We start from the raw sequence: 24,829 nt of genomic DNA on the forward strand, positions 1-24,829 counted from the left end.
CCCCGTCGGCCTGACCCCGGAGGGACCAGCATGGTGAACGCGGCGGACGTGGAGACGGACCGGGCCGAGGGGCAAGGACCGACCGGCCCGACGGACCGCCCGGCCCGCCACGCCGTGGTCGTCGGCGGAAGCATCGCGGCCCTGCTGACGGCCCGGACGCTCAGCGCCCACGCGGACCGGGTGACCCTCGTCGAACGCGACCGCCTGCCCGGCGGACCGGAGCCCCGGGCCGGCGTCCCGCAGAGCCGGCATATCCATGGCCTGCTGGAAGGCGGACAGCGGGCGCTGGAGGAGCTGCTTCCGGGGATCGTGGCCGAACTCCAGGAGCACGGCGCGCCCCGGATCGGGATGCCGCGCGACCTGGCGCAGTGGCAGAACGGACGCTTCTACCGGCGTACGCCCTCCACCGTCCATCTCCTCACCGGCACCCGGGCCGTGCTGGAGTGGCTCGTCAGGCGCCGGGTCCTGGCGGATCCGCGGATCACGCTCCATGAGGGCACGGAGGTCGTGGGGCTGATCGGCGACGCGGCCCGCGTCCGGGGCGTCCGGCTGCGCGAGCGGGGGGCCGGCGGCCGTCTCGACGTACGGTCGCTGGCCGCCGATCTGGTCGTGGACGCCTCGGGACGTGCCACCCACGCGCCGGACTGGCTGGCCGGGATCGGCGCCGAGCCCGCTCACGAGGAGACGCTCGACACCGGACTCGCCTACGCGACCAGGGTCTACCACGCGCCGGAAGCCACCGGCCTGAGGACGGACTGTCCGGGTTACTACTTCGTCCCGGGCCGTGGCGAGCCGCGCGGGGCGGTCGCCCTGCCCATCGAGAACGGCCGCTATCTCGTCACGCTCTCCGGGCTGCGCGGCAGCGAACCGCCCTCGGACGGTGCCGCGTTCACCGAGTTCGCGGCCCTGCTCCCCCATCCGGCGCTGCACGAATGGCTGGTGAAGGCCCGGCCGGACTCGGCGGTCCACGCGTTCCGCTCGACGGCCAATGTCCGGCGGCGCTACGACCTCCACGGCCGCCGGCCGGCCGGGTTCCTGGCCGTGGGCGACGCGCTGTGCGCCTTCAATCCGGTGTACGGGCAGGGGATGGCGGTCGCCGCGCTCGGCGCGCTCGCGCTGCGCGACGCGCTGGCCGATCCCCGCCGTACGCCGACGACCCGGCGCGTACAGCGGGCGGTGCTCGGGGCCGCGCGGCAGGCCTGGGACATCGCGTCCGGCGCGGACAGGGAGCTGCCGGGGGCGACCGGCAACGCGGCGCGGACGCGGCCGGCGGACCGTGCCGGTGCCTGGTACGTCCGACGGGTGGTGGACCGCGCCCCCGGCGATCCGGTGGTCGGAGCGGCGTTCCGCGCGGCGTGCGCGCTGACCGCGCCGGTCAGCGGGCTCTTCGCGCCGAGGGTGGCGCGCGCGGTGCTGTTCGGGCCTCCCCTGCCGGCACCGGCGGATCCGCCGGTGCGGCCGGAAGGAGCACCGGAAGGAGCATGAGCACACGAGGTGCCGTCGCCTTGCCGACGGTCCGTTCCGGGCACAGGCTCACTTCTGAGGAACCAGAACCCGGACAGGGCCTGGAACGGAAACCCTGGAAGTGGGGTGTGTGGCACATGGCATCGGACGGGCCGGACCTCCCGGCCGCTTCGGAGCAGGCGGAGCCGGGAACGGAGCCCGGCGAACGGGCGCGCTGTCTGGTCACCGGCGCGACGGGATACCTCGGCGGCCGGCTGGTGCCCGAGCTGCTGGACGCGGGGCATACGGTCCGCTGCCTGGCCCGGTCGCCGGACAAGCTGCGTGATCACCCCTGGGCCGGCCGTACCGACGTGGTACGCGGCGATGTGACCGACCCCGAGTCCGTCCGGGCGGCCATGGACGGCATCGACGTGGCGTACTACCTGGTGCACGCGCTGGGTACGGGACGGGACTTCGCGGCCACGGACCGCAGGGCCGCCCGGATCTTCGCGGAGCGGGCCAAGGCCGCCGGAGTACGGCGCATCGTCTATCTCGGCGGGCTCACCCCGGCCGGGGTCCCGGAGCGTGAACTCTCCCCGCATCTGCGGTCGCGCGCCGAGGTCGGCCGGATCCTTCTCGGCTCAGGAGTACCGACCGTGGTGCTGCGCGCCGCGGTCGTCATCGGCTCGGGGTCCGCCTCCTTCGAGATGCTGCGCTATCTGACGGAACGGCTGCCGGTGATGGTGACGCCCAGCTGGGTGCGTACATCCATCCAGCCGATCGCGGTCCGTGATGTGCTGCGGCTTCTCGTGGGCTGTGCCCTGCTGCCCGCCGAGGTGTGCCGGGCCTTCGACGTCGGCGGCCCCGACGTGCTGACGTACCGGGACATGATGCGGCGGTACGCGGCCGTGGCCGGGCTTCCCCGGCGGATCATCCTTCCGGTGCCCGTCCTGACACCGAGGCTGTCCAGCCACTGGATCGGTCTGGTGACGCCGGTGCCCCGTTCGATCGCCCGGCCGCTGACGGAGTCCCTGCGCCATGAGGTCGTCTGCCATGAACGGGACATCACGCGGTACCTCCCCGATCCGCCGGGCGGTCCCGTCCCCTTCGACCGCGCGGTCGAACTGGCCCTGCGGCGTATCCAGGACGCCCAGGTGACCACCCGCTGGTCGTCCGCGTCCGTACCGGGCGCGCCGAGCGATCCGCTGCCCACCGACCCCGACTGGGCGGGCGGCAGCCTCTACACCGACCGCCGCGAACTGACGGTGCGCGCGTCGGCCGCGTCGCTGTGGCGCGTCATCGAAGGCATCGGCGGCGACAACGGCTGGTACTCGTTCCCGCTCGCCTGGGCGGTACGAGGGTGGCTCGACCGGTTCGTCGGCGGGGTCGGACTGCGCCGGGGCAGACGCGACGCCACGCGGCTGCGGGTCGGTGACTCGCTGGACTTCTGGCGGGTGGAGGAGATCGAGCCGGGCCGGCTGCTGCGGCTGCGCGCGGAGATGCGGCTGCCGGGGCTCGCCTGGCTGGAGCTGCGCGCGGACCGTGACGACCGGGACCGTACGGTCTTCCGGCAGCGGGCGGTGTTCCATCCGCAGGGGCTGCTGGGCCACGCGTACTGGTGGAGCGTCTCGCCGTTCCACGCGCTGGTGTTCGGCGGGATGGCCCGCAATATCGCGCGGGCGGCCGAGGCCCATGAGGCGGCCGGGGTCACGGCGGCAGCCGGATCCGAGGAGCCCGCGCGGACCTGAGACCGTCAGGCGCGTGGCGGCGCTCCGTCACGTCGGAGGGGCGTGGCGGCGAGCGCTCCGTCAGAGGGGCGTGGCGGCTTTCAGGACGAGGAAGAGCGTGACGGTCGCGTTCGCCGAGGAGAGGGCGGAGCCGAGCGTTCCGGCAGCCGCCGCCCAGACCGCCAGCCCCACCGCGGTGAACATCGGCGGCCAGCGGACGGCCGAGGGCTCGGGCCCCAGCAGCGCGGCCACCCTGCGCGGTACCGGTCCTGGCCCCGGACCCGACGCCGCGAAACCGGCCAGAGTCGGCGTCGGGGTGCCCCGGGAGACCAGCGCGGCCTTGCCGATGGCGCGGGCCACGACCGTGCGCTCGCCGGTGGCGCGGGCCGCCTCCTCGTCCGCCCAGCGTTCGGTGGTGTACGCCACCGCCGCCCTGAGGGGCCGCAGCAGCGGATTGGCCCGCGCGGCGAGCCGTACCGCCAGCAGGAACCGGTGGTGCCGGGCGCTGAGATGCGCGTGCTCATGTGCGATCAGGGCGGTACGTTCCTGGTCGTCCAGGCACGCGAGCATCGCCGTGGAGACCACGATCCGCCCCGGCGCGGCGCCGCCGGGCCCTGCGGCGGCCCGGGGGCCGGGCAGCGCGTAGGCGTACGGCGCGTCGTCGCTCAGTACGGCGAGTTCACCGTCCGGCAGCCCGGCCAGCGCGTGCTGCGCGCGGCGGCGCACCCGGTGATGGCGCCAGGTGGCGGCCGTGCAGCCGACGGCGACCCCGGCCAGGGCGACGATGGCCGCCTTGCCCGCTATCTCGTCGTACGGGACCGCCGCCCTGACCTCCGGGTCCGACCAGCCGTCGGGCAGCGGGTTGCCCGGCAGCTGCGCCGTACCGACCACGACCAGCAGCCCCAGACAGACGGTGCTGCACAGCGCCAGGACTCCGGCCAGCGCCGACAGCAGCCGGGTGGCGACACGGGGATGGAGATGGATCTCGGCCAGGCGCGCGATGGGCAGTGCGGTCAGCGGCAGGACGAGCGGCAGAAAGACGAACAGCCCCATTCCGTCAGGCCCCCGCCCCGTTTCCGGGCGCGTCGCCGGAACCGCCCTCGGGTCCGGATCCGGATGACCGGCCGTCCCCGGCTTCCGGGGCGTCCTCGGCTTCCGGGGCGTCCCCGGATTCCGGGCCGTCCTCGGGGAGGACGAGCAGGTCGCGCAGCAGCCGTTCGTCGTCCGGGGAGAGCGCGGTGACGAATCGCGCCAGCACGGCCTCGCGGTCCGCTTCCCCGTCCAGCACCTTGCGCATCCGGAGGGCGGCGAGTCCCGCCTCGTCCGAGGCCGCGCACCACTCGAAGGACCGGCCCGCGCGCTCCCGTGTCACCGCCCGCTTGGCCTGGAGCCGGGTCAGGATCGTCATGACCGTCGTGTACGCGAGTTGTCCGCCGATCCGGTCCTGCACCCAGGCGGCCGTGACGGGCCCCGGCGCCTGCCGCAGCGCGGCGAGTACCTGGGCCTCCAGCTCGCCCTGGCCGCGTCGGCGGGGACGCTCGTCCGGACTGCCGTGCACCCTCACGATGTCTCCCTCCTGCCGCGCCGTCACAGCACGGGGGCAGGCCGTCCATGCTACTGAGCCCGGAGTGCCCCGCGCTCACACGAGGGGCACTCCCACTCCCGGAATCTTCTACAGTCCTGTAGATTTCAGCTCGGGCCACCGGTCAGGGCCCGCCGGCGCCTCGGCGGGATTCCGGCGCCGGGGTCCGACAGCACGCCGGACATCCGGCAGCGCAGGGGCACAGGGCGCAGGGCGCGCGTCCTGTGCCCCGTACTCGTCGCTCGCGCGCCGCTGGTGGAATGCGCCGCCCCGCCCCCGTTCTCGTTGTTCCGGAGGCGGACCGGCCGGGGCTCAGGGGTGGCTGGGCGCCGTGTCGCTGGCTTCCGTGTCGTTCGCTTCCGTCGCGGGCGGTTCCACCACGGGCGAGGCGGACGCCTCCGACGGTGCCGCGGCAGCGGCGACGGGCGGCACGGGCCCGGCCGGGGCCGGGGCGGGCTTGCGCGTCAGGCGCCGGGCCAGGGGTTCCGTCCAGCGGGCCGCCAGCGGGCCGAGGATCACCAGGATGAGTACGTACGCGGTGGCCAGCGGCCCGATCCGCGGCTCGACGCCGACCGCCAGTCCGGCGATGACGATGGAGAACTCACCGCGCGCCACGAGCGTGCCGCCGGTGCGCCAGCGGCCTGCGGTCCGTACCCCGGCCCGCTTGGCCGCGTACCAGCCGGTGCCGATCTTCGTCAGGGTGGTGACGGTCGCCAGGATCAGGGCCGGTACGAGGACCGGCGGAATGGCGGCCGGGTCGGTGTTCAGGCCGAAGAAGACGAAGAAGACGGCGGCGAACAGATCGCGCAGCGGGGCGAGCAGGTTGTGCGCGCCCTCGGCGACCTCGCCGGAGAGCGCGATACCGACGAGGAACGCGCCGACGGCGGCGGAGACTTGGAGTTCCTGGGCGACTCCGGCGACCAGGACCGTGAGACCGAGGACGACCAGGAGCAGCATCTCCGGGTTGTCGGAGGAGACCGCACGGCTGATCAGCCGGCCGTGCCGCAGGGCCAGATAGAGGACGGCGCCGACCGTGCCGAGCGAGATCAGCAGCGTCAGGCTCCCGCCGGCGAGGCTGAGTCCGGCGAGCAGCGCCGTGAGAAGCGGCAGATAGACGGCCATGGCGAGGTCTTCGATGACCAGGACACCGAGGATCACGGGTGTTTCACGGTTGCCGAGCCGGCCGAGGTCGCCGAGGACCTTCGCGATCACGCCGGACGAGGAGATCCAGGTGACACCGGCCAGGGCCACCGCGGCGACGGGACCCCAGCCCAGGATCAGCGCGGCGGCGGCGCCCGGCACGGCGTTCAGTACGAAGTCGACGATGCCGGAGGGGTATTGGGTCTTGAGGTTGGAGACGAGTTCGGACGCGCTGTACTCCAGCCCCAGCAGGAGCAGCAGCAGGATGACGCCGATCTCCGCGCCGGTGGCGACGAACTCCTCGCTCGCGTTGAGCGGGAGCAGCCCGCCCTGGCCGAAGGCGAGCCCGGCGAGCAGATAGAGCGGAATGGCGGAGAAGCCCACCCGGCCCGCGAGCCGGCCGAGTATCCCGAGGCCCAGGATGATGGCCCCGAGTTCGATGAGCAGAGCGGTGGTGTCGTGCACGGGCGCTTATCCTCCGGTGATCAGTTCGGCGACGGCGTCCACGCCTTCCCGGGTGCCGACGACGACGAGCGTGTCCCCCAGGGCGAAGCGGAAGTCCGGGGTGGGTGACGGAAAGGCGTCGGTGCGGCGCAGGACGGCGACGATCGAGGCGCCCGTGCGGGTCCGCACCTGGGTGGCGCCGAGCGTCCGGCCCACGTACGGGGACCGTTTGGTGAGCTGGATGTGCTCGGTGAGCAGATCGATTTCGAGGTGCTGGTGCAGATGCGCGACGGGATCGGGCGTCAGGAGTTTGGAGAGCGCGGTCGCCTCGTGCGGGGCGAGCGTCGCGGCGTCCCGGCAGTTGTCGTCGTCCTCGGGATCGTGGAAGGCGAGGATGCGCCGGCCGTCCTGGTGCACGACGACGGACAGATGCTTGCCCGCGTCGGTGCTGAGGTCGTAGCGGGTACCGACCCCGGGCAGGGCGGTTTTGCTGACGTGAGCTGTGGGCTCCATGAGAACGCTCCATACGGGCGTGACGTGAGGGGGTGCGGGCACGGCGGTCCCGTGGACGGGCCCACCTGGCGGCCGGGCGTGACGGTGTGTCGCCCACCACCGGACAGGGATTCCGCGTCATGCATCACGCGCCATGCGTCATGCGCCGTGCGGAAGCACCGTCACGGAAGGCGACGGTGCGGGAAACGCCGGTAAGGGCACCGGCGACGGGACCGACGCGTCGTCAGTCGATCCGGCGCGGCGAACGGGCAGGGGAGCGCGCATGTGGAAACCGCCCCCTCGAGCCCCGCGTGACCGGCCGTCCGCCCAGAATCACTGCCATGGGCGCACCAACACTCAAGGAAGCGTCGGTCACCCGCTTGCCATTTTAACGTAAAATAAAATGTGCTGATTGGTCCTTATGAGAAGGAAAAGGCAGTCTGTTCCGGAAAGGGCTATTCCGATGTACGGGCGATGCCCTGCCGGACGCGGCCCCGGTCGGGGTCGAAGAGATGGGCGGACGCTCCGGCCAGCACCAGCCCGCCGGCGATGAGAAGTCCATGACCGACGACGACACCCAGGACGAATCCGCCCAGTGCGACGGCCAGCAGCAGCCAGGCGACGCCGTGCCGGTACTCACGCGGACGGCAGGGGGAGCCGGCCTCCAGGCCGCGTGCGAACCGGGGGTCGTCCTGACGCAGCCGTGTGGCGAGATCGCCGAGTCGCCGGTCTTCTTCGAAGGCTGCCACGGGTTCCCTTCCCATCGGGTCCTTCACACGATCACCTGTCGGGGCAGCAGGGCGCCATCGGAGCCGACACCCATATCCGGGGGTGGCCGACATGTAGACGCGCGGGCGTACACCCCCATGGAGGGCGCCCGCCCGGGGCGGGCGGCGGACCGCGCTCCCCGGGCGGGCGATAGTGGAGGGCGTCTACTGCGAGGAGGCCGTGCTCCGTGTCCCTGTTCTGGCGGATCTTTCTGCTCAACGCCGCGGTCCTGTTCGCGGCCACCGCCCTGCTCCTGCTCGGCCCCGTCACCGTGTCCGCCCCCGTACTGCTCACGGAAGCGCTGATCATGGCGCTGGGGCTGGTGGCCATGCTCGTCGCCAACGCCGCGCTGCTGCGGATCGGGCTCGCTCCGCTGCAACGGCTCACCCGGGCCATGACCACGACCGATCTGCTGCGCCCCGGACGCAGGCCCGCGGTCTCGGGGCATGGCGAGATCGCCGGGCTGATCAGGACGTTCAACACCATGCTCGACCGGCTGGAGGCCGAACGCGCCGCCAGCAGCGGGCTCGCGCTCTCCGCCCAGGAGGCCGAACGCCGAAGGGTCGCCCAGGAGTTGCACGACGAGATCGGCCAGACCCTCACGGCGGTGCTGCTCGAGTTGAAGCGCGTCGCCGACCGGGCGCCCGCTCCGCTGCGGGACGAACTGCGCCATGTGCAGGAGACGACCCGGGGCAGCCTGGACGAGATCCGCCGGATAGCCCGTCGGCTCCGCCCCGGTGTCCTGGAGGAACTGGGTCTCATCAGCGCGCTGAAGGCACTGACCAGCGAGATCACCACGCACTCCGGCCTCTCCGTCCGGAGCGGCTTCGACAGCGCCCTGCCCCGGCTGGGCGAGGATGTCGAGCTGGTGCTCTACCGGGTCGCGCAGGAGGGCCTCACCAATGTCGTGCGCCATGCCGACGCGCGGCACGTGGATCTCACGCTCCGGCGCACCAGCGGAGTGGTGGAGCTGCGTCTCAGGGACGACGGACACGGGATCGGTACGGCGGCCGAGGGCGCGGGGATCCGCGGGATGCGCGAACGGGCCCTGCTCATCGGCGCCGAGCTGTCGGTGGGGCGCGGCGGCGGGCGGAGCGGTGCCCCCGGCGGCGGAACGGACGTACGGCTGCGCGTGCCGATCGGCGAAGACGCCGACGACAGCCGGAACGCCGAAGGCAGGGGAAACGCCGGGGGCGGCGGAAACAGCGGCGACAGCGGAAGCGGCGGCGACAGCGGCATCAGCCGCCGGAGCTCCACGAGCGACGAGATCAAAGGGAGCGACTGACCATGCCCGAGACGACCCGGACCCGCATTCTCCTGGCGGACGATCACGCCCTGGTCCGCCGGGGCGTCCGGCTGATCCTCGACAACGAACCGGATCTGACGGTCGTCGCCGAGGCGGGCGACGGCGCGGAAGCCGTGGAGATGGCCCGCTCCCACCGGCCCGACCTGGCCATCCTCGACATCGCGATGCCCCGGCTGACCGGCCTCCAGGCGGCGCGCGAACTCGCGGGGCTCCAGCCGGAGACCCGCATCCTGATGCTGACGATGTATGACAACGAGCAGTACTTCTTCGAGGCGTTGAAGTCCGGGGCGAGCGGCTACGTCCTCAAGTCCGTCGCCGACCGGGACCTGGTGGAGGCGTGCCGGGCCGCGATGCGCGACGAACCGTTCCTCTACCCCGGGGCCGTGACCGCGCTGATCCGTAACTACCTCGACCGGGTACGACAGGGCGACGGCATCCCCGACAGCGCCATCACGCCCCGCGAGGAGGAGATCCTCAAGCTGGTGGCCGAGGGACACACGTCCAAGGAGATCGCCGGGATCCTGGTCATCAGCGCCAAGACCGTCGAGCGGCATCGCGCCAACATCCTCCAGAAACTCGGGCTGCGGGACCGGCTGGAGCTCACGCGCTACGCGATCCGGGCCGGTCTGATCGAGCCGTAGGGCCGGTCCTCGGAGTCCCGCCCGCCGGGGAACGCCCGGCACGCGGCGGGAGTCCGCGCGCCCCGTGCTGGGCAGAGAGTGGGTGGCGCCCGTACGAACCCGCGTACGGATTCGGCGCCCAGGACACCGCACCAACACGAGCGGAACGAGGCGAGGCATGAACCCGGGCAACAGCTGGGAGTTCACTGACGACCGCGGCCATCTCACCGTGGCACGAACCCACCCGACGCGGGTGGTGGCCTACATACAGGCGGGCGCGACCCTCTGGGACCACGGTCTGCGTCCCCTGGGGATCTTCGGATCCCACCATGACGGGGACACCCCCGACCCGGCGAAGGCGGGCGAACTGCCCCTCGCCGAGCTGCGCTCCTTCGGCGCGGGCAGCGCCCTCGATCTGGACGCCCTGGTCGCGGCCGAGCCGGATCTCGTCGTCGCCGTCGGCTATGGCGGCGGGCAGGTGTACGGCATCGACCCGGAGGCGGCCAAGCGTCTGGAGGAGCGGGTGCCCGTCGTCGTCCTCGACGTGGGGAAGGACCGCTCGCTCGACGGGACCAGGGACCGGTTCACCGCGCTGGCCCGCTCGCTGCGGACGCCGCTCCGGCCCGCGGAGGCCGATCTGGAGCGCGCGGAGTCCCGGCTGCGTACCGTGGCGGCCCGCCCCGGCGCGCCCCGGGTGCTGGCTCTCTCGGCGGCGGGACCGGAGACGGCGTATCTGGCCCGGCCGCTGACCTGGCCCGATCTACGGGCCGTCGGCGAGCTGGGAGTGGCGCTGATCGAACCCGCGGAGGGCGGCGGGGCCAACTGGCGTACGGCCGAGTGGGCCGAGGCGGCAGCGCTGGAAGCGGACATCGTGCTCGCCGACGTACGGGTGAACGCGGCGCCGCGCGAAGGACTCCGGGGCAACGCGCACTGGCGTGCCCTGGAGGAGCGCGCGCGGATCGTGCCGTGGAACCCGGAAGCGCCGGTCAGCCACCGCGCGCACGCCCGGTTCCTCCACACGGTCGCCGACGCCGTGGACGCGGCCGGGGCCTAGATCGTCGGCGCAGGCGCACTGTCGTCCCCGCCGCCCCGATCCGGGGCCCCCGTCCCGGACCCGTCCCCCGGCATCCGCTCCGCTTCGTGGGCGGCGGGCAGCCGCTTCGCGGGAGCGGCGCCCCTGACCGGGGACGCTCAGCGCGGTCCGCCGTCCGGCTGGAACTCGCACCAGACCGCCTTGCCGTCCCCGCGCGGCTCGACCCCCCAGCGCGCGGCCACCGCGTCCACCAGCAGGAGCCCTCTTCCGGAGGTGGCCGCCTCGCCGGGCTCCCGGCGGCGGGGCCAGACGCTGGAGCGGTCCTTGACCCACAGGCGGACCCGGCGCACCGGCTCCGGCAGGACCTCCAGGGTGAGTACGGCGCCACCCTCCGTGTGGAGCAGCACATTCACCAGCAGCTCGCCGGCGGCCAGCTCCACATCGTCGATGAGCGCGGCCAGCCCCCAGTCCGCCAGCGCCTGGCGCAGCACGGCGCGGCTCTCCACCAGGCCCTCCGGGTCCGCCTGGTGGACGTACAGATGGATACGGGGCGCCTGGTCGGTACCGGGATCGGGGCGGCGGCGCAGCACGAGCAGCGCGATGTCGTCGCCCGTCCCCCAGCGCTCCCACAGCCGCTCCGAGAGGTGGTCGGCCAGCGCGCCCGCCTGCCCGGGACCGGCCCGTACCATCGCGGCGAGGGCGTCCATCCCGACCGAGATGTCGCTGCCGGGCTCCTCGACCAGCCCGTCGGTGCACAGCACCAGGGTCTCGCCCGGTACGAGGTCGAGCCGGGTCTCCGGGAACTCCTCCTGTCCGAAGGCCGTGGCGTACCCCAGCGGCAGTCCGCCGCGCAGATGGGGCCAGCCGATTCTGCCGTCGGTGTGCCGGATGAGAGGGCCGAGATGGCCCGCCCGTACGGCGCGTATCCCGCCGGTGACCAGGTCCACCTGGGCGTATACGCAGGTCGCGAAGCGCTCTGTGTCGAGTTCGGAGAGAAAGCGCGAGGCGCGTGCCAGGACGGTCGCGGGCGCGTGGCCCTCGCCCGCGAAGGCGCGCAGGGCGATACGCAGCTGGCCCATGATGGCGGCGGCGTGTGTGTCGTGCCCCTGGACGTCGCCGATCACGATGCCGACCCGGCCCTCGGGCAGGGTGATCACGTCGTACCAGTCACCGCCCACCTCCCGGCCGCTCCAGGCCGCGTGATAGCGGACCGCGATCTCGGCGCCGGGGAACTCCGGGATGTCGCGGGGCAGCATGGACGCCTGGAGGCCGGTCGCGAACTCGCGCTCCTGGTCGAAGAGGACGGCGCGCTGGAGGGACTGGGCCACGATGCCCGCCAGGCCCATCAGCGTGGTGCGGTCCTCGGCCGCGAAGTGCGTGCGGTGCCGGTAGAAGAGCGCCAGGCAGCCGATGGAGCGCGACTGGGCGACCAGCGGCAGGAAGGCCGCCGCGTTGGCCCCGAGCCCCCGGACGTACGGCCGGAGCCGGGGGAAGCGGTCGATCACCAGGTCACGCAGCGAGCTGACGAACCTCGGCCGCTGGTTCAGGACGGCCTCGGCGAGCGGCAGGGAGCCGTCGAGGCGGTGGAGCCGCAGGTCGTCGAGCACGTCGATGGACTCGCCCGCCAGCGCGATGAGCTTCAGGGCGCCGCCCTCCACCACGCCGAGAGCGAGTCCGTCGGCACCGAAGTGCTCAAGACCGCCCGCGCCCGTCAGCGCGGCGGCGACATCGTCCACGGTGATCGCCCGGGAGAGGGCGTCCGAGGCGCTGTGGACCGCGCCTGCCATGCCCGCACCCGCACCGCCCGCGCTGGCCGTACCGCCGGTATCACCCGTCTCCGCCGGGTTGACCACGGTGAATTCGGAGAGGTCCGCCGTGGCGTTCCGCACGATGCCGATGATGCGGTACGGATGGCCCTGTTCGTCGCGCAGGATGCGGGCTCTCGTATGGGTCCACTGCCGCATTCCGGTGCGGCGCGTCAGCTGGAAGTACGAGCCGTACGAGGACCGGCCGCTCCGGATCGCCGCGTCCACCACGGCCTGGAGGCGCAGGCCCTCCTCGCGGGGTACGCGCGAGGCCAGGGTCTCGGCCACGCCGTCGTACTCGTCGGGACGCATATCGAACACAGCGAGGCCCGCCGCATCGAGCTCGAAGGCCCCGCTTTCGAGGTCCCAGTCGAAGCTGCCCATGCGGTTCAGTGCGAGTCTCTCGTCCGCACCGATCACCGGCCGGTCCCGGTCCCGATCGCGTCCTGCCATGCGCCCGCTCCGGAGGTGGGCTGGGGAGCCCGGTCAGCCGCCGGGGCTCCTCACTGAGTTTCGTGGCGCTCGAACATGTAGCGTAACTTTCCCGGCAAAACGTCGCATTATGGGCCGGATCGAGACCACCGCCTGGCCCGGATCGAGACCACCGCCCGGCCCGCCCGTCGGCCAGGCCCCGCGGTGGGCCGCCGGGCCGCGGGATCGGCCCGCCTTCCGGTCCGCCCCGCCCCACGCCTGGACAGAGCGACAGCCGCGTGCTGTGATGCCAACTCCCCCTGTTTTCAACGTTGTACAGCTCGGCACTGACATGGATGGGAGTCCCTGATCATGCTCGACCGACGACGTTTTCTGCACACCGGCGCCCTCGCGATCGGCAGCGGGGGCCTGCTCGGCCCCTTCGCGTCCGCCGCCTCCGCCTCCACCCCCGCCTCCGCCGTGGCCCCGGCCTCCATACCCGCCTCCGCCTCCGCCTCCTCCGTGGCCCCGGCACCCGGCGGCTGGTACGCGCCGAACGCCGCGCCGCTCGCCCCCACCGCCTTCCAGAAACTCCCTCTCGGCAGCGTCACGGCCCGGGGCTGGCTCTCGGGGCAGCTGCGCCTCCTCCTCGACGGCCTCTTCGGCCGCTATGCCGAGGTCTCCCACTTCCTGCGGTTCGACGAGTCCGGCTGGGTCCACCCGGAGAAGGACGGCTGGGAGGAAGTCACCTACTGGCTGCGCGGGTACGTCGGCCTCGCCGCGCTCACCGGCGACCGGGACGCCCTCGCCACGAGCCGCCGCTGGATCGACGCGATCCTCGCCACACAGCGGCCGGACGGTTTCTTCGGCCCGACCCGGCTGCGTACCGCGCTCAACGGCGGCCCCGACTTCTGGCCGTACCTCCCGCTGCTCCAGGCGCTGCGTTCGCACGAGGAGTTCACCGGCGACGAGCGGATCCTGCCGTTCATCGTGCGCTTCCTCCGCTATATGGACGCGCAGGGCCCCGGGGCGTTCAACTCCAGCTGGGTCTCGAAGCGTTGGGGCGACGGCCTCGACATCGCGATGTGGGTCTACAACCGCACCCGCGAGCCCTTCCTGCTCGGCCTGGCCGACACCATGCACACCCACGGCGCGAACTGGGTCGACCACTTCCCCGATCTGCACAATGTCAATATCGCCCAGGGTTTCCGCGAGCCCGCGCAGTACGCCCTGCGCTCGGGGTCCGCCGGCCTCACCCGGTCCACCTATCGCAACTACGCGGCCATCATGGGCACTTACGGTCAGTTCCCCGGTGGCGGATTCGCGGGGGACGAGAACGCCCGGCCCGGCTTCGGTGACCCCCGGCAGGGCTTCGAGACCTGCGGAATCGTCGAGTTCATGGCCAGCCATGAACTGCTCACCCGTATCACCGGCGACCCGGTGTGGGCCGACCGCTGCGAGGAGCTGGCCTTCAACATGCTCCCGGCCGCCACGGACCCATGGGGCAGGGGCGTGCACTACATCACCTCCGCCAACGGCATCGGCCTCGACAACTCCCGTAAGACGCAGGGGCAGTTCCAGAACGGCTTCGCGATGCAGTCGTTCCAGCCGGGCGTCGACCAGTACCGCTGCTGCCCGCACAACTACGGCATGGGCTGGACCTACTTCACCGAGGAGCTGTGGCTCGCGACCCCCGACCGGGGGCTGGCCGCCTCGATGTACGCGGCGAGCCGTGTCCGCGCGAAGGTCGCCGACGGCACGGAGATCACCGTCACCGAGGACACCGACTATCCCTTCAAGGAGACGGTCACGCTCACCGTGTCCACCCCGCGCCGCCTCCGCTTCCCGTTGTATCTGCGGATTCCCGGCTGGTGCGAACACCCCGGACTGTCCGTCAACGGGCGGCGCACAGCCGCCACGGCGGGCCCCTCCTTCGTCAAGGTCGACCGCGCGTGGAGCGACGGTGACCGGGTCACGCTGCGGCTGCCGCAGCGCACCACCGTACGCCGCTGGGACGACAACCACGGCGCCGTCAGCGTCGACCACGGCCCGCTGACCTACTCCCTGCGGATCGCCGAGCGGTACGAGCGCTACGCCGGGACGGACGACTTCCCGGAACTCGCCGTGCACGCGAGCGGACCGTGGAACTACGGCCTCGCCACCGACGGCCCCGCGGATCCTCCGGCGGATCTGCGGTTCTCCGCCGACAGCGGCCCGCTGACGGGCGATCCCTTCACCCAGGAGGGCACCCCGGTCCGGATCACCGCCCCCGCCCGCCGGATCGCCGAGTGGGTCGCGGACGACGAGCGGGTCGTCGCTCCCCTCCAGGACGGCCCGGCCCGCAGCACGTCGGCCGTGGAGCGGGTGACGCTGATCCCGATGGGCGCGGCCAGGCTCCGTATCACCGCCTTCCCGACCGCGCACCCCGAAGGCCGGCCCTGGACCCCCGAACCCGCCTTCCACCGTGTCCAGAACAAGCACAGCGGGAAGGTCCTGGCCGTGGACAGGATGTCGCTGGCCGACAGCGCGCGGGTGGTGCAGTTCGACAACTCCGGTACGGCGGACCACGCCTGGCAGCTGACCGACGCGGGCGGCGGCTGGTCCCTGATCCGGAACGGGAACAGCGGCAAGGTGCTCGGCGTCGACGGCATGTCCACCGCCGACAGCGCGCCGGTGGTGCAGTTCGCGGACAACGGGACCGACGACCACCTCTGGCAGTTGCTGGACAACGGCGACGGCTGGTACCGCATCCGCAACAAGCACAGCGGCAAGGTGCTGGGCGTCGACGGGATGTCGACCGCCAACAGCGCCCAGGTGGTCCAGTTCGACGACAACGGCACGGACGACCATCTGTGGAAGCTGCTCTGACAGGATCCCGACACGGCCGCGCGCGCCGGGATCGCGCACGGCTCTTGACGTGTACGAGGCGCGGGAGAAGCATCTCCGGTACTCAGAGAGCGCTCTCCAGGCTCTCTCCCCTCGCACCTCCCGCATTGCCGATGATTCAGGAGACCTGCCCATGCACGCTCCTCCGCTCGCTTCACCGGTGTTCCGCAGACCCTCGCCCGCACGCCGGCGCCCCGCGAGCAGACGAGGGCTCGCCGCCTCGCTCGCGGCCACCCTGATCGCCTCCCTGTTACTCCTCATCCCCGACACCTCCGCCCAGGCCGCGCCCACCCTGCTCTCCCAGGGCAAGCCCGTGACCGCCTCCAGCCAGGAGAACGGCGGCACCCCCGCCACCGGAGCCGTCGACGGCGACAACGGGACCCGCTGGTCGAGCGCCGCGTCCGATCCGCAGTGGATCCAGGTCGACCTCGGCGCCACCGCCGCCGTCAGCCAGATCGTTCTGCGCTGGGAGACCGCGTACGCCACGGCGTACCGGATCGAGTTCTCGGCCAACGGCACGAACTGGACCACCGCGTACTCCACCACCACCGGGCCCGGCGGCACGGAGACGCTCAATGTCTCGGGCAACGCCCGCTACGTGCGGGTGTACGGCACCGCGCGCGCCACCCAGTGGGGCTACTCGCTCTGGGAGTTCCAGGTCTTCGGCGGCACCTCCGGCGGCGGGGACCCGCTCCCGGGCGGTGGTGATCTGGGGCCGAACGTGGTGGTCTTCGATCCGTCGACGCCCAATATCCAGGGCAGGCTGGACGAGATCTTCCGCCGGCAGGAATCGGCGCAGTTCGGCTCGGGCCGCTACCAGCTGCTGTTCAAGCCCGGCACGTACAACAACATCAACGCCCAGCTCGGCTTCTACACCTCGATCTCCGGCCTCGGGCTCTCGCCCGACGACACCACCTTCAACGGTGATGTGACCGTGGACGCCGGCTGGTTCAACGGCAACGCCACCCAGAACTTCTGGCGCTCCGCCGAGAACCTCGCCCTCAACCCCGTCAACGGCACCAACCGCTGGGCCGTCGCCCAGGCCGCGCCCTTCCGCCGTATGCACGTCAAGGGCGGCCTCAACCTCGCGCCCAACGGCTACGGCTGGGCCAGCGGCGGCTACATCGCCGACAGCCGTATCGACGGCACCGTCGGCCCCTACTCCCAGCAGCAGTGGTACACCCGCGACAGCTCCGTCGGCGGCTGGACCAACGGCGTCTGGAACATGACCTTCTCCGGTGTCGAGGGCGCCCCCGCCCAGAGCTTCCCCAACCCGCCCTACACCACCCTCAACAACACCCCCGTCTCCCGCGAGAAGCCCTTCCTCTACCTCGACGGGAACGCCTACAAGGTGTTCGTGCCCGCCAAGCGCACCAACGCGCGCGGCACCACCTGGGGCAATGGCGCGCCGCAGGGCCAGTCGCTGCCGCTCGACCAGTTCTATGTCGTCAAGCCGGGCGCGACCGCCGCGACGATCAATCAGGCGCTCGCGCAGGGGCTCAACCTGCTGTTCACGCCCGGCATCTACCACGTCGACCAGCCGATCAACGTGAACCGCGCCAACACCGTCGTGCTGGGACTCGGGCTCGCCACGATCGTCCCGGACAACGGGGTGACCGCGATGAAGGTCGCCGATGTGGACGGGGTGAAGCTGGCCGGGTTCCTGATCGACGCGGGTCCGGTGAACTCCCCGACGCTTCTGGAGGTCGGCCCGCAGGGCGCGTCCGCGGACCACTCCGCCAATCCGACCACCGTGCAGGACGTGTTCATCAGGATCGGCGGCGCCGGCCCCGGCAAGGCCACCACCAGCATGGTGGTCAACAGCGACGACACGATCATCGACCACACCTGGGTCTGGCGTGCCGATCACGGCGCCGGTGTCGGCTGGGAGACCAACCGCGCGGATTACGGTATCCGGGTCAACGGCGACGACGTGCTGGCCACGGGGCTCTTCGTCGAGCACTTCAACAAGTACGACGTGGAGTGGTACGGCGAGAACGGCAGGACGATCTTCTTCCAGAACGAGAAGGCGTACGACGCCCCCAACCAGGCCGCCATCCAGAACGGCGCCATCAAGGGCTACGCCGCCTACAAGGTCGCCGATACCGTCAACAACCACGAGGGCTGGGGTATGGGCAGCTACTGCAACTACACCTCGGACTCGACCATCCAGCAGGATCACGGCTTCCAGGCGCCGGTCAAACCCGGAGTGAGGTTCCACGATCTCCTGGTCGTCTCGCTCGGCGGTATGGGCCAGTACAACCATGTGATCAACAGCATCGGGTCACCCACCTCGGGAACCTCGACGGTTCCGTCGACGGTGACCTCGTTCCCGTAGGAGATTCGACGGTACGGCGTCCCGCATGACGGGGCCCGGCTCCGGTGCGCGGTGTGCGCCGGGGCCGGGCCCTTCCGTTACCCGACCGGCGGGCCGGTGCCGTGCACCGACCGGGTGCGCCGCCCTCGTACGGCGCAACCATTCATACGATCGGCCGGGCGGCACACCGTAAAGCTGCGGCTCCCCGTGACGCGCTCGATGATGCGCCGAAGACCCCGCTGCCCACGGGCTGTCCGCGAAGCCGGGCACGGAACGCCGGCATCGAAGACGCGAGCGAAACCCGCACAGACAGCTGATGCCCGGAATGCACCGTTACGCACCCGTGCCCAGACTGACGGCATGTCGGGCAAACAGAGCGCGGGCCTCCTCGTGTACCGGGTGACGGACACCGGTACCGAAGTGCTCCTCGGGCACATGGGCGGACCGTTCTGGTCCGGCCGCGATGCCGCCGCCTGGTCGGTCCCCAAGGGTGAGCACGGACCGGACGAGCGGCCGGAGGACGCCGCCCGCCGTGAGTTCCAGGAGGAACTCGGCCTGCCGGCGCCCGACGGTCCGTGGATCCCGCTCGGCGAGACGCGGCAACGGAGTGGCAAGACGGTCACGGTCTGGGCCGTAGAGGGGGATCTCGACCCCGCCCTCGCCGTGCCCGGCACTTTCACCATGGAGTGGCCGAGAGGATCGGGTGTCCTGCGCGAATTCCCCGAGCTGGACCGTGTCGCCTGGTTCTCGCTGGAGAACGCCGTGGAGCCACTGGTGACGGGGCAGCGGGTCTTCCTCGACCGGCTGAGCGAGTGCATAGGCGGCGGCCACAGGCCGTCCCCGTCCAGCCGCTGACCCCGCCATCCGGGTGCCGCCCAGGCGCGCCGTCCGGTCCGGTTCATTCAGGAAAGGGATCTTCTCCGTGCCCGCTCGCCCCCATGTCTTCGCCGCCGCCAGTACGGCGCTGCTCGCCGCCGCGGTCATCCCCGCGACCGTGCTCCCCGCCCTGGCCGTGCCCGCCGAGGCGCCGCACGCCCCCGCGTCACCCGCCCGCGCGTCGCCCGACTCCGCGTCCGTCGACCCCGCGTACCGCGCCCTCCGATCGTCCCTCTCCGTAGCGGCCTCCTCCGCGCCGTCGCCCTCCGCGCCGTCCACTTCCGCGCCGTCCTTCTCCGCGCCGGCCGCCTCCGCCCCCTCCGCCTCGGCGCCGTCCTCCGCCCCTCCCTCCGCCGCCGCACCGCCCGATCGCCACGGCGCGCCGAAGCCCGCGGCAGGGCCGCCCGCCGGCAGAGAATCGTTCAGCCACGACGGATCCCCCGAGGACGGACCCGTCACGGCGTCCGCTCTGCTGGCCAGGGCCGGCGGCTGCGACCAGATCTCCAACGGGCAGTACCGCACCCGCGAGAGCACTGCGCCCACCATCCCCGTCTGCGATGCCAAGGGCGCCGTCTTCTGGAAGGCCGACATGGACATCGACTGCGACGGCCAGACGACGGCCCACTGCAACTCCGCGGCGGACCCCTACTACCAGGACAGCACCGCGTACCTTCAGTCCGACGGCAGGGCGCTCAATCCGGAGGAGCTGCCGTATATCGTCGTGCCCCTCTCCAGCTCCATCTGGAACTTCCGCTCGTCGGGCATCCGCGGCGGATCCGTCGCGGCGGTCATCCACCGCGACAAGGTGGAGTACGCCGTCGTCGGCGACACCGGACCGCCGGGAATCATCGGGGAGGCGTCGTACGCGACGGCACGCGCGCTGGGAATCGCACCCGACCCCTCGGGCGGCGGGGTCCCGTCGGGAGTGACGTACATCGTCTTCAAGGACTCCGAGCTCTCCCGGCTGGACGACCAGGAGACCATCGCGCGGCGCGGCGACGAGCTGGCGAAACAATTCCTCAGGGACAACTGAAGGGCCGGCGGCCGCTTCAGGACCCCGGCTCACGGCGCGGGCCTGCCCGTGGGCACCACGCACACGTGCGGCGGGGGCCCGCCCTCCCGGGCCGGACCCCCGCCGCACACACCGCGTCCCGCCGGACGGGAGAAGGCTCAGACGATGCCTTCCGAGATCTCCGACTGCTCGCGCGCGTTGCCGTACGCCTGCGGCGTGCTGTACGAACCACGGGCTATGTACCACCAGGCGGTCGCCAGGATCAGCACCACGGCCAGGGCGATCACGGCGTAGTTCATCGAGTCGACCGTCACCGGGTTCGACTGGGGCAGGCAGAAGAGCACGGTGACCAGGGCCACCCACACCACGGCTATCCAGCCGATCGGCTTGCTCCAGCGCCCGAGCGTCCACGGTCCGGGCTCGAAGCGGTCCTTGGCGCGCAGCTTCAGGAAGATGGGGATGGCGTACGCCGGGGTGATACCGATGACGTTGATGGCCGTCACCGCGCCGTACGCCGTCGTGGAGTACAGCGACGGCAGCGCGAGCACACCCGCCACGATGACCGACAGCCAGACGGCGGGGACCGGGGTCTGGGTACGGCTGCTGACGCGCCGCCACAGCGCCGAGCCCGGCAGGGCGTTGTCACGGCTGAAGGCGAAGACCATCCGGCTGGCCGCCGCGACCTCCGCGTTGCCGCAGAACAGCTGCGCCACGATCACGAGCAGCAGCAGCGCCGTGGCACCGCTCGTACCGAGCGCGTCGATCAGGATCTGCGCGGGCGGCACGCCGGTGTCGCTGTTCTGGGCGCCCGCGTAGTCCTGGATGGCGAAGGTGAGGCCGGCCAGCAGGGCGAAGCCGGCGATCCAGGAGACCCAGATGGCCCGGACGATCCCGCGCGCGGCGGTGACGGACGCGTTCGAGGTCTCCTCCGAGAGATGGGCCGAGGCGTCGTAGCCGCAGAAGGTGTACTGCGCGAGCAGCAGCCCGATCGCGGCCACGTACAGCGGGTTCTGCCAGCCGGTGTCATTGACGAACTCGGTGAAGACGAACGACGGCGACTGGTGGTGGTCGGGGACGATCGCCAGGGCCCCGACGATGATGGCGACACCGGCCAGATGCCACCACACACTGATCGAGTTGAGCACGCTGACCAGCTTGACCCCGAACAGGTTCAGCACGGCGTGCAGCAGAAGGATGCACAGGAAGATGACGAAGGTCCAGCCAGGAGTGGGGCTGAAGCCGAACTGGAGGTTGAGGAAGGCTCCGGTGAACAGCGCGGCTCCGTAGTCGATTCCCGCGATCGCGCCGAGCAGTCCGAGCAGGTTGAGCCAGCCCGTGTACCAGCCCCACTTACGGCCGCCGAGCCGGTCCGCCATGTAGTAAAGGGCGCCCGAGGTCGGATACGCGCTCGTGACCTCGGCCAGCGCCATGCCGACGCAGAGCACGAACAGACCGACGCCCGCCCAGCCCCAGAGCATCACCGAAGGGCCGCCGGTGCCCATGCCGAAGCCGTACAGGGTCATGCAGCCGGACAGGATGGAGATGACCGAGAAGCTGATGGCGAAGTTGCCGAACCCGCCCATGCGGCGGGCGAGGACGGGCTGGTAGCCGAGCTCGCGCAGCCGCTGTTCTTCGTCCTTCTGGGGCATGGGGCCGGCCTTCGTCCAGGCCGGTGGCGAAGTGGACATGGAAAGAACCTCCGGTGAGAAACAACGAATCGGGGGACGGCTGGGGGATGTGCTGCCGAGGACAGCGGGACACGAGCGGCACCGCGGCGGGTGCCGCTCAGCCGCCCGGCCCGTCCCGCTGGTCGCGGGCCGCCGCGAGACACCGGCCGCGGGCGCGCAGGAACACGTCCTCGGCCTGCCCGGCGTCACCGGGGCTGCGCGTACGATACGCCCACGGCACGGAGGCGTAGTAAGGCCCCAGGGCCTCGAACACCCGGGCCCCTCGCTCGAATTGGAGCGATCCCCACAGGCCGTGCGCCAGATGGTTGAGGTCGAGCAGCGAGGCTTCGGCGAGCACGGCGTGGTCGAACCACAGGTCCAGCGCCCGCAGCGCGTCACGGGTCGCGTCCTCCGTGACCCAGTGGAGGTCGAGCGCCTTCTCGTGCCCGTTCTCCCGGCGGTAGCGCTCCACCCGTACGAACAGCGGCATGACGTGCAGCGCCGAGCCCTCGGGTGCCGAAGAGGCCGCCCACTGGACGAAGTTGACCGCCTCCGAGAGCGATCCGTCGGCCCGCCGCGCGTAGACGAACTGGAGCATGCGGTGGTACGCCTCGCGGTTGTACGGATCGCGCTTGTCGGCCTCCGCGAGCAGGGCCCAGGGACCGGGGAAGAGCATCGGCCCCGGCGGCGCCAGCCGGTGTTCCTCCAGCCGCTGTCTGCCGTCGAGTTGGGACAGGGCGAGCAGACACACCCAGGGCACCGGGTCGTCGGGAGCGTGACGCGCGGCGCTGCCGCACGCCTCCCATGCCTGCTGCCACAGCTCCTGCGTGCGGGCGTGTCCCTCGCGATGGGCCCGTACGGCACGCTCCACGAGCACCCGGGTGTGCATCACGTGCGCGGCGACGCTCCTGGGCTCTTCGGACAGCCATGCCCGTACGGCGTCGGAACCGGCGGCCACGGCGGCGAGCACCTGGGTGCGCTGGGTCCACAGGGACCAGTCGGGCGTCGCGGCAAGGACGTTGCGCATCGAGACCCAGCGGCCGGTACGCAGATCCTGGACCGCGGCGCGCAGTTCGTTGTCGTGGCCCGCCGGGTGGTACACGGGGCGCATGTTGTCGCTCGCCATCAACTCGGCCCCGTCCGCACGCGCGTGGACGGCCGCCGGGCGAGCCACGGTGACGGCCGTCGGAGGAGGGCGCACGGAGCGGGGTGCACTAGCATCGCCCCTCCCTTCCCGGCCCCGGTGGACCGGGGACCTGGGGATGGCGGACGTTCCCCCGTTCCGGTATTCCGGAACTCCCGTACCGCGGCGGCCGGGAGACGCCGGCCGTCGCGGGCTGCCTACAGGACGTACTGAGCCGGGCGCGGCCGAAGGGGCACCTGGCTGAAAGTATGTTCGTCATTGATCCTCTAGGACGGTGGGGGGTGGAGCGATCCGGCGTCGTCGCAGAAGGCACAGACCTGACGTGCCGCAGGTCAGGAAGAGCCGAAGAGCACCACCTGCCGCTGCGGCGATCAGTGTAGGGGGCAGAGTGACGTGGCTCGAACACTTTGCTGATCTTTCGCAACTCTCTGTTGATCAAAGCAGGTTGGACCCCGCCCGGCCGCGGTGCCCGGACGATTTCCCGGAGCGCCGGGCCCAGGCGCCGCCGCACCCGCGCACGGACGGTCCAGAGAACCCTTGACGCCCGCTCTGACCTGCATCACGCTTTCGCTCAGCGATCACGACGCGCCGCGATCGACGCGGCCTCGTACCCCTCCGCGACCGAAGAACGGGATATGCCGCCAGCCCAGCACTCGCCCCGCCCTCGCGCCGGATCGACCACCCGGCCGGTACTCGCCGTCGACCAGGGGACCTCGTCCACCAAGGCGCTGGTCATCTGCCCCGAACGAGGCGTGATCGGTACGGGTTCCGCCCCGGCGCCGCCCCGCTACGGCTCCGGCGGACTGGTGGAGGTCGATCCCGCCGTCCTCCTCCGCTCCGTACTCGACGCCGGGCGGCAGGCGCTGGCGGACGCGGCGGAGCCGGTCGCGGCCGTCGGTCTGGCCAACCAGGGCGAGACGGTGCTCGCCTGGGATCCGGGTACGGGTACGCCGCTCACCGACGCGATCGTCTGGCAGGACCGCCGCGCCGAGCCGCTCTGCGGGGAACTCACGCCGTACGACGACCGCTTGAGGCAGCTGACGGGACTTCCGCTGGACCCGTACTTCGCCGCCCCCAAGATGGCCTGGATCCGGCGCGAGCTGACCCGCGAGGGCACCGTCACCACCAGCGACTCCTGGCTGATCCACCAGCTGACCGGCGCGTTCGTGACGGACGCCGCCACCGCCGGGCGCACGCAGCTGCTCGACCTCGACCGGGTCGACTGGTCTCCGGAGGCCCTGGAGATCTTCGGGCTCTCCGACGAGGCGCTGCCCCGGGTCGTCGACGCGGCGGGACCGGTCGGCACCACCGGTGCGTTCGGCGCCGAGATCCCGCTGACCGGGCTGCTCGTCGACCAGCAGGCCGCGCTGCTCGCCCAGGACGTGACCGAACCGGGATCCGCCAAGTGCACCTACGGCACCGGCGCGTTCCTGCTCGCGCAGACCGGCGGCCTGCCGCGCCGGGGAACGTCGGGCCTGGTCAGCTGTGTCGCCTGGCGGCTGGACGGACGGACCAGCTACTGCCTCGACGGACAGGTCTACACGGCCGCGTCCGCCGTGCGCTGGCTGACGGATCTCGGCGTGATCTCGGGGGCCGCCGATCTCGACACGGTCGGCTCCTCCGTACCGGACAGCGGCGGCGTGACCTTCGTACCCGCGCTCGCGGGGCTCGCCGCGCCGTGGTGGCGCGGCGATCTGCGCGGCTCCATGACCGGCCTCGGCCTGGACACCGGTCCGGGGCAGCTCGTACGCGCGCTGTGCGAGGGCATCGCCGCCCAGGTCGTGGAGCTGGCGGACGCGGTGGCCACCGATCTCGGCACACCGCTGACGAGCCTGCGGGTGGACGGCGGTCTGACCCGGTCGGCACTGCTGATGCAGACCCAGGCCGATCTGCTGCAACGGCCCGTCGAGGTGTCGGCGCTGCCCGATGTCACGGCGCTGGGGGTGGGCGCCCTCGCGCGCCTCGGCCTCGACCCGGCGCAGTCGTTGCGGCAGGTGATCCCGGAGTGGAAGCCCGCCGCGGTCTACGAGCCGAGGATCGGCGGGGACGAGGCGGCGGAGCGGCTGGGCGCCTTCCGCGCGGAGGTGGCGGCGCTGCTCGACCGTACTCCCCCGCCCTGAAGCAGGGCGGTCCGGAACGAACGGCCCCGGCCGCGG

Annotated in this window: 18 protein-coding genes; 10 read left to right on the forward strand and 8 right to left on the reverse strand. The window is 72.1% G+C overall.

What is annotated here, in order from left to right:
• Nucleotides 1-30 precede the first annotated feature (30 nt).
• Together ACIOGX_RS03420 and ACIOGX_RS03425 are read left to right on the forward strand one after the other, a co-directional pair.
• Entirely contained in the window at nucleotides 31-1,485 is a 1,455-nt protein-coding gene (locus tag ACIOGX_RS03420) for an FAD-dependent oxidoreductase (protein WP_401909887.1), read from the forward strand.
• 116 nt (nucleotides 1,486-1,601) lie between these two features.
• Nucleotides 1,602-3,191: an SDR family oxidoreductase gene (locus ACIOGX_RS03425; RefSeq protein ID WP_401909889.1), complete on the forward strand. Its 1,590-nt coding sequence runs from the start codon at nucleotides 1,602-1,604 to the stop codon at nucleotides 3,189-3,191.
• Between the two features lie 60 nt (nucleotides 3,192-3,251).
• Here the strand turns inward: ACIOGX_RS03425 and ACIOGX_RS03430 are convergent, their stop codons facing one another.
• The 5 genes from ACIOGX_RS03430 to ACIOGX_RS03450 all read right to left on the reverse strand — a co-directional run bounded on the left by ACIOGX_RS03430 (nucleotide 3,252) and on the right by ACIOGX_RS03450 (nucleotide 7,577).
• Nucleotides 3,252-4,223, reverse strand: a complete 972-nt coding sequence (locus tag ACIOGX_RS03430) for a M56 family metallopeptidase (RefSeq protein ID WP_401909892.1) — start codon at nucleotides 4,221-4,223, stop codon at nucleotides 3,252-3,254.
• A 4-nt stretch (nucleotides 4,224-4,227) separates the two neighbouring features.
• Entirely contained in the window at nucleotides 4,228-4,737 is a 510-nt protein-coding gene (locus tag ACIOGX_RS03435) for a BlaI/MecI/CopY family transcriptional regulator (protein ID WP_401910529.1), read from the reverse strand.
• Between the two features lie 327 nt (nucleotides 4,738-5,064).
• Nucleotides 5,065-6,357: a cation:proton antiporter gene (locus ACIOGX_RS03440; RefSeq protein ID WP_356509464.1), complete on the reverse strand. Its 1,293-nt coding sequence runs from the start codon at nucleotides 6,355-6,357 to the stop codon at nucleotides 5,065-5,067.
• A gap of 6 nt (nucleotides 6,358-6,363) precedes the next feature.
• A complete protein-coding gene (locus ACIOGX_RS03445) occupies nucleotides 6,364-6,849 on the reverse strand; it encodes a cation:proton antiporter regulatory subunit (RefSeq protein WP_383013312.1) in 486 nt (161 codons plus the stop codon).
• 434 nt (nucleotides 6,850-7,283) lie between these two features.
• Nucleotides 7,284-7,577, reverse strand: coding sequence for a DUF3040 domain-containing protein (locus ACIOGX_RS03450; RefSeq protein ID WP_356509460.1), 294 nt, complete (start codon nucleotides 7,575-7,577; stop codon nucleotides 7,284-7,286).
• A gap of 206 nt (nucleotides 7,578-7,783) precedes the next feature.
• Between ACIOGX_RS03450 and ACIOGX_RS03455 the strand changes: the two genes are divergently transcribed.
• The 3 genes from ACIOGX_RS03455 (at nucleotide 7,784) to ACIOGX_RS03465 (ending at nucleotide 10,576) form a co-directional block, all read left to right on the forward strand.
• Nucleotides 7,784-8,881: a HAMP domain-containing sensor histidine kinase gene (locus ACIOGX_RS03455; protein ID WP_401759432.1), complete on the forward strand. Its 1,098-nt coding sequence runs from the start codon at nucleotides 7,784-7,786 to the stop codon at nucleotides 8,879-8,881.
• Between the two features lie 2 nt (nucleotides 8,882-8,883).
• A complete protein-coding gene (locus ACIOGX_RS03460) occupies nucleotides 8,884-9,543 on the forward strand; it encodes a response regulator (RefSeq protein ID WP_383968759.1) in 660 nt (219 codons plus the stop codon).
• Between the two features lie 157 nt (nucleotides 9,544-9,700).
• Nucleotides 9,701-10,576, forward strand: coding sequence for an ABC transporter substrate-binding protein (locus ACIOGX_RS03465; protein WP_401909897.1), 876 nt, complete (start codon nucleotides 9,701-9,703; stop codon nucleotides 10,574-10,576).
• A 137-nt stretch (nucleotides 10,577-10,713) separates the two neighbouring features.
• On the opposite strand, the gene ACIOGX_RS03470 is transcribed toward ACIOGX_RS03465, so the two are convergent.
• Nucleotides 10,714-12,813, reverse strand: a complete 2,100-nt coding sequence (locus ACIOGX_RS03470; protein ID WP_356509452.1) for a SpoIIE family protein phosphatase — start codon at nucleotides 12,811-12,813, stop codon at nucleotides 10,714-10,716.
• Nucleotides 12,814-13,143: 330 nt separating this feature from the next.
• On the opposite strand from ACIOGX_RS03470, the gene ACIOGX_RS03475 reads away from it, so the two are divergent.
• The 4 genes from ACIOGX_RS03475 to ACIOGX_RS03490 all read left to right on the forward strand — a co-directional run bounded on the left by ACIOGX_RS03475 (nucleotide 13,144) and on the right by ACIOGX_RS03490 (nucleotide 19,883).
• A complete protein-coding gene (locus tag ACIOGX_RS03475) occupies nucleotides 13,144-15,639 on the forward strand; it encodes an RICIN domain-containing protein (protein ID WP_401909900.1) in 2,496 nt (831 codons plus the stop codon).
• Between the two features lie 151 nt (nucleotides 15,640-15,790).
• Nucleotides 15,791-17,995 carry a discoidin domain-containing protein gene (locus ACIOGX_RS03480; protein WP_401909903.1) on the forward strand — a complete coding sequence of 735 codons (2,205 nt, stop codon included), beginning with the start codon at nucleotides 15,791-15,793 and terminating at the stop codon, nucleotides 17,993-17,995.
• A gap of 339 nt (nucleotides 17,996-18,334) precedes the next feature.
• Nucleotides 18,335-18,829, forward strand: a complete 495-nt coding sequence (locus ACIOGX_RS03485) for an NUDIX domain-containing protein (RefSeq protein ID WP_356518655.1) — start codon at nucleotides 18,335-18,337, stop codon at nucleotides 18,827-18,829.
• Between the two features lie 67 nt (nucleotides 18,830-18,896).
• A complete protein-coding gene (locus ACIOGX_RS03490; protein WP_401909906.1) occupies nucleotides 18,897-19,883 on the forward strand; it encodes a glycoside hydrolase family 75 protein in 987 nt (328 codons plus the stop codon).
• Nucleotides 19,884-20,020: 137 nt separating this feature from the next.
• Here ACIOGX_RS03490 and ACIOGX_RS03495 read toward each other — a convergent pair whose 3' ends face one another.
• Nucleotides 20,021-21,550, reverse strand: coding sequence for an amino acid permease (locus tag ACIOGX_RS03495; RefSeq protein WP_356518653.1), 1,530 nt, complete (start codon nucleotides 21,548-21,550; stop codon nucleotides 20,021-20,023).
• Between the two features lie 97 nt (nucleotides 21,551-21,647).
• On the reverse strand, nucleotides 21,648-22,655 hold the full coding sequence (locus ACIOGX_RS03500; protein WP_401909910.1) for a hypothetical protein: 1,008 nt from the start codon (nucleotides 22,653-22,655) through the stop codon (nucleotides 21,648-21,650).
• Between the two features lie 653 nt (nucleotides 22,656-23,308).
• On the opposite strand from ACIOGX_RS03500, the gene ACIOGX_RS03505 reads away from it, so the two are divergent.
• Nucleotides 23,309-24,793 (forward strand): FGGY family carbohydrate kinase, encoded by a 1,485-nt coding sequence (locus ACIOGX_RS03505; RefSeq protein WP_401909913.1) that lies wholly within the window; start codon nucleotides 23,309-23,311, stop codon nucleotides 24,791-24,793.
• The last annotated feature ends 36 nt before the right edge of the window (nucleotides 24,794-24,829 follow it).

The sequence above is a fragment of the Streptomyces sp. NPDC088147 genome (assembly GCF_044741565.1).
Taxonomy (GTDB): Bacteria; Actinomycetota; Actinomycetes; order Streptomycetales; family Streptomycetaceae; genus Streptomyces.

Excerpts from the sequence above, each read along its gene's own strand:
- ACIOGX_RS03485 (WP_356518655.1), top strand. The coding sequence starts at position 18,335 with ATGTCGGGCAAACAGAGCGCGGGCCTCCTCGTGTACCGGGTGACGGAC.
- ACIOGX_RS03420 (WP_401909887.1), top strand. The coding sequence starts at position 31 with ATGGTGAACGCGGCGGACGTGGAGACGGACCGGGCCGAGGGGCAAGGA.
- ACIOGX_RS03500 (WP_401909910.1), bottom strand. The coding sequence starts at position 22,655 with ATGGCGAGCGACAACATGCGCCCCGTGTACCACCCGGCGGGCCACGAC.
- ACIOGX_RS03425 (WP_401909889.1), top strand. The coding sequence starts at position 1,602 with ATGGCATCGGACGGGCCGGACCTCCCGGCCGCTTCGGAGCAGGCGGAG.
- ACIOGX_RS03495 (WP_356518653.1), bottom strand. The coding sequence starts at position 21,550 with ATGTCCACTTCGCCACCGGCCTGGACGAAGGCCGGCCCCATGCCCCAG.
- ACIOGX_RS03445 (WP_383013312.1), bottom strand. The coding sequence starts at position 6,849 with ATGGAGCCCACAGCTCACGTCAGCAAAACCGCCCTGCCCGGGGTCGGT.
- ACIOGX_RS03460 (WP_383968759.1), top strand. The coding sequence starts at position 8,884 with ATGCCCGAGACGACCCGGACCCGCATTCTCCTGGCGGACGATCACGCC.
- ACIOGX_RS03475 (WP_401909900.1), top strand. The coding sequence starts at position 13,144 with ATGCTCGACCGACGACGTTTTCTGCACACCGGCGCCCTCGCGATCGGC.
- ACIOGX_RS03470 (WP_356509452.1), bottom strand. The coding sequence starts at position 12,813 with ATGGCAGGACGCGATCGGGACCGGGACCGGCCGGTGATCGGTGCGGAC.
- ACIOGX_RS03430 (WP_401909892.1), bottom strand. The coding sequence starts at position 4,223 with ATGGGGCTGTTCGTCTTTCTGCCGCTCGTCCTGCCGCTGACCGCACTG.
- ACIOGX_RS03480 (WP_401909903.1), top strand. The coding sequence starts at position 15,791 with ATGCACGCTCCTCCGCTCGCTTCACCGGTGTTCCGCAGACCCTCGCCC.
- ACIOGX_RS03505 (WP_401909913.1), top strand. The coding sequence starts at position 23,309 with ATGCCGCCAGCCCAGCACTCGCCCCGCCCTCGCGCCGGATCGACCACC.
- ACIOGX_RS03465 (WP_401909897.1), top strand. The coding sequence starts at position 9,701 with ATGAACCCGGGCAACAGCTGGGAGTTCACTGACGACCGCGGCCATCTC.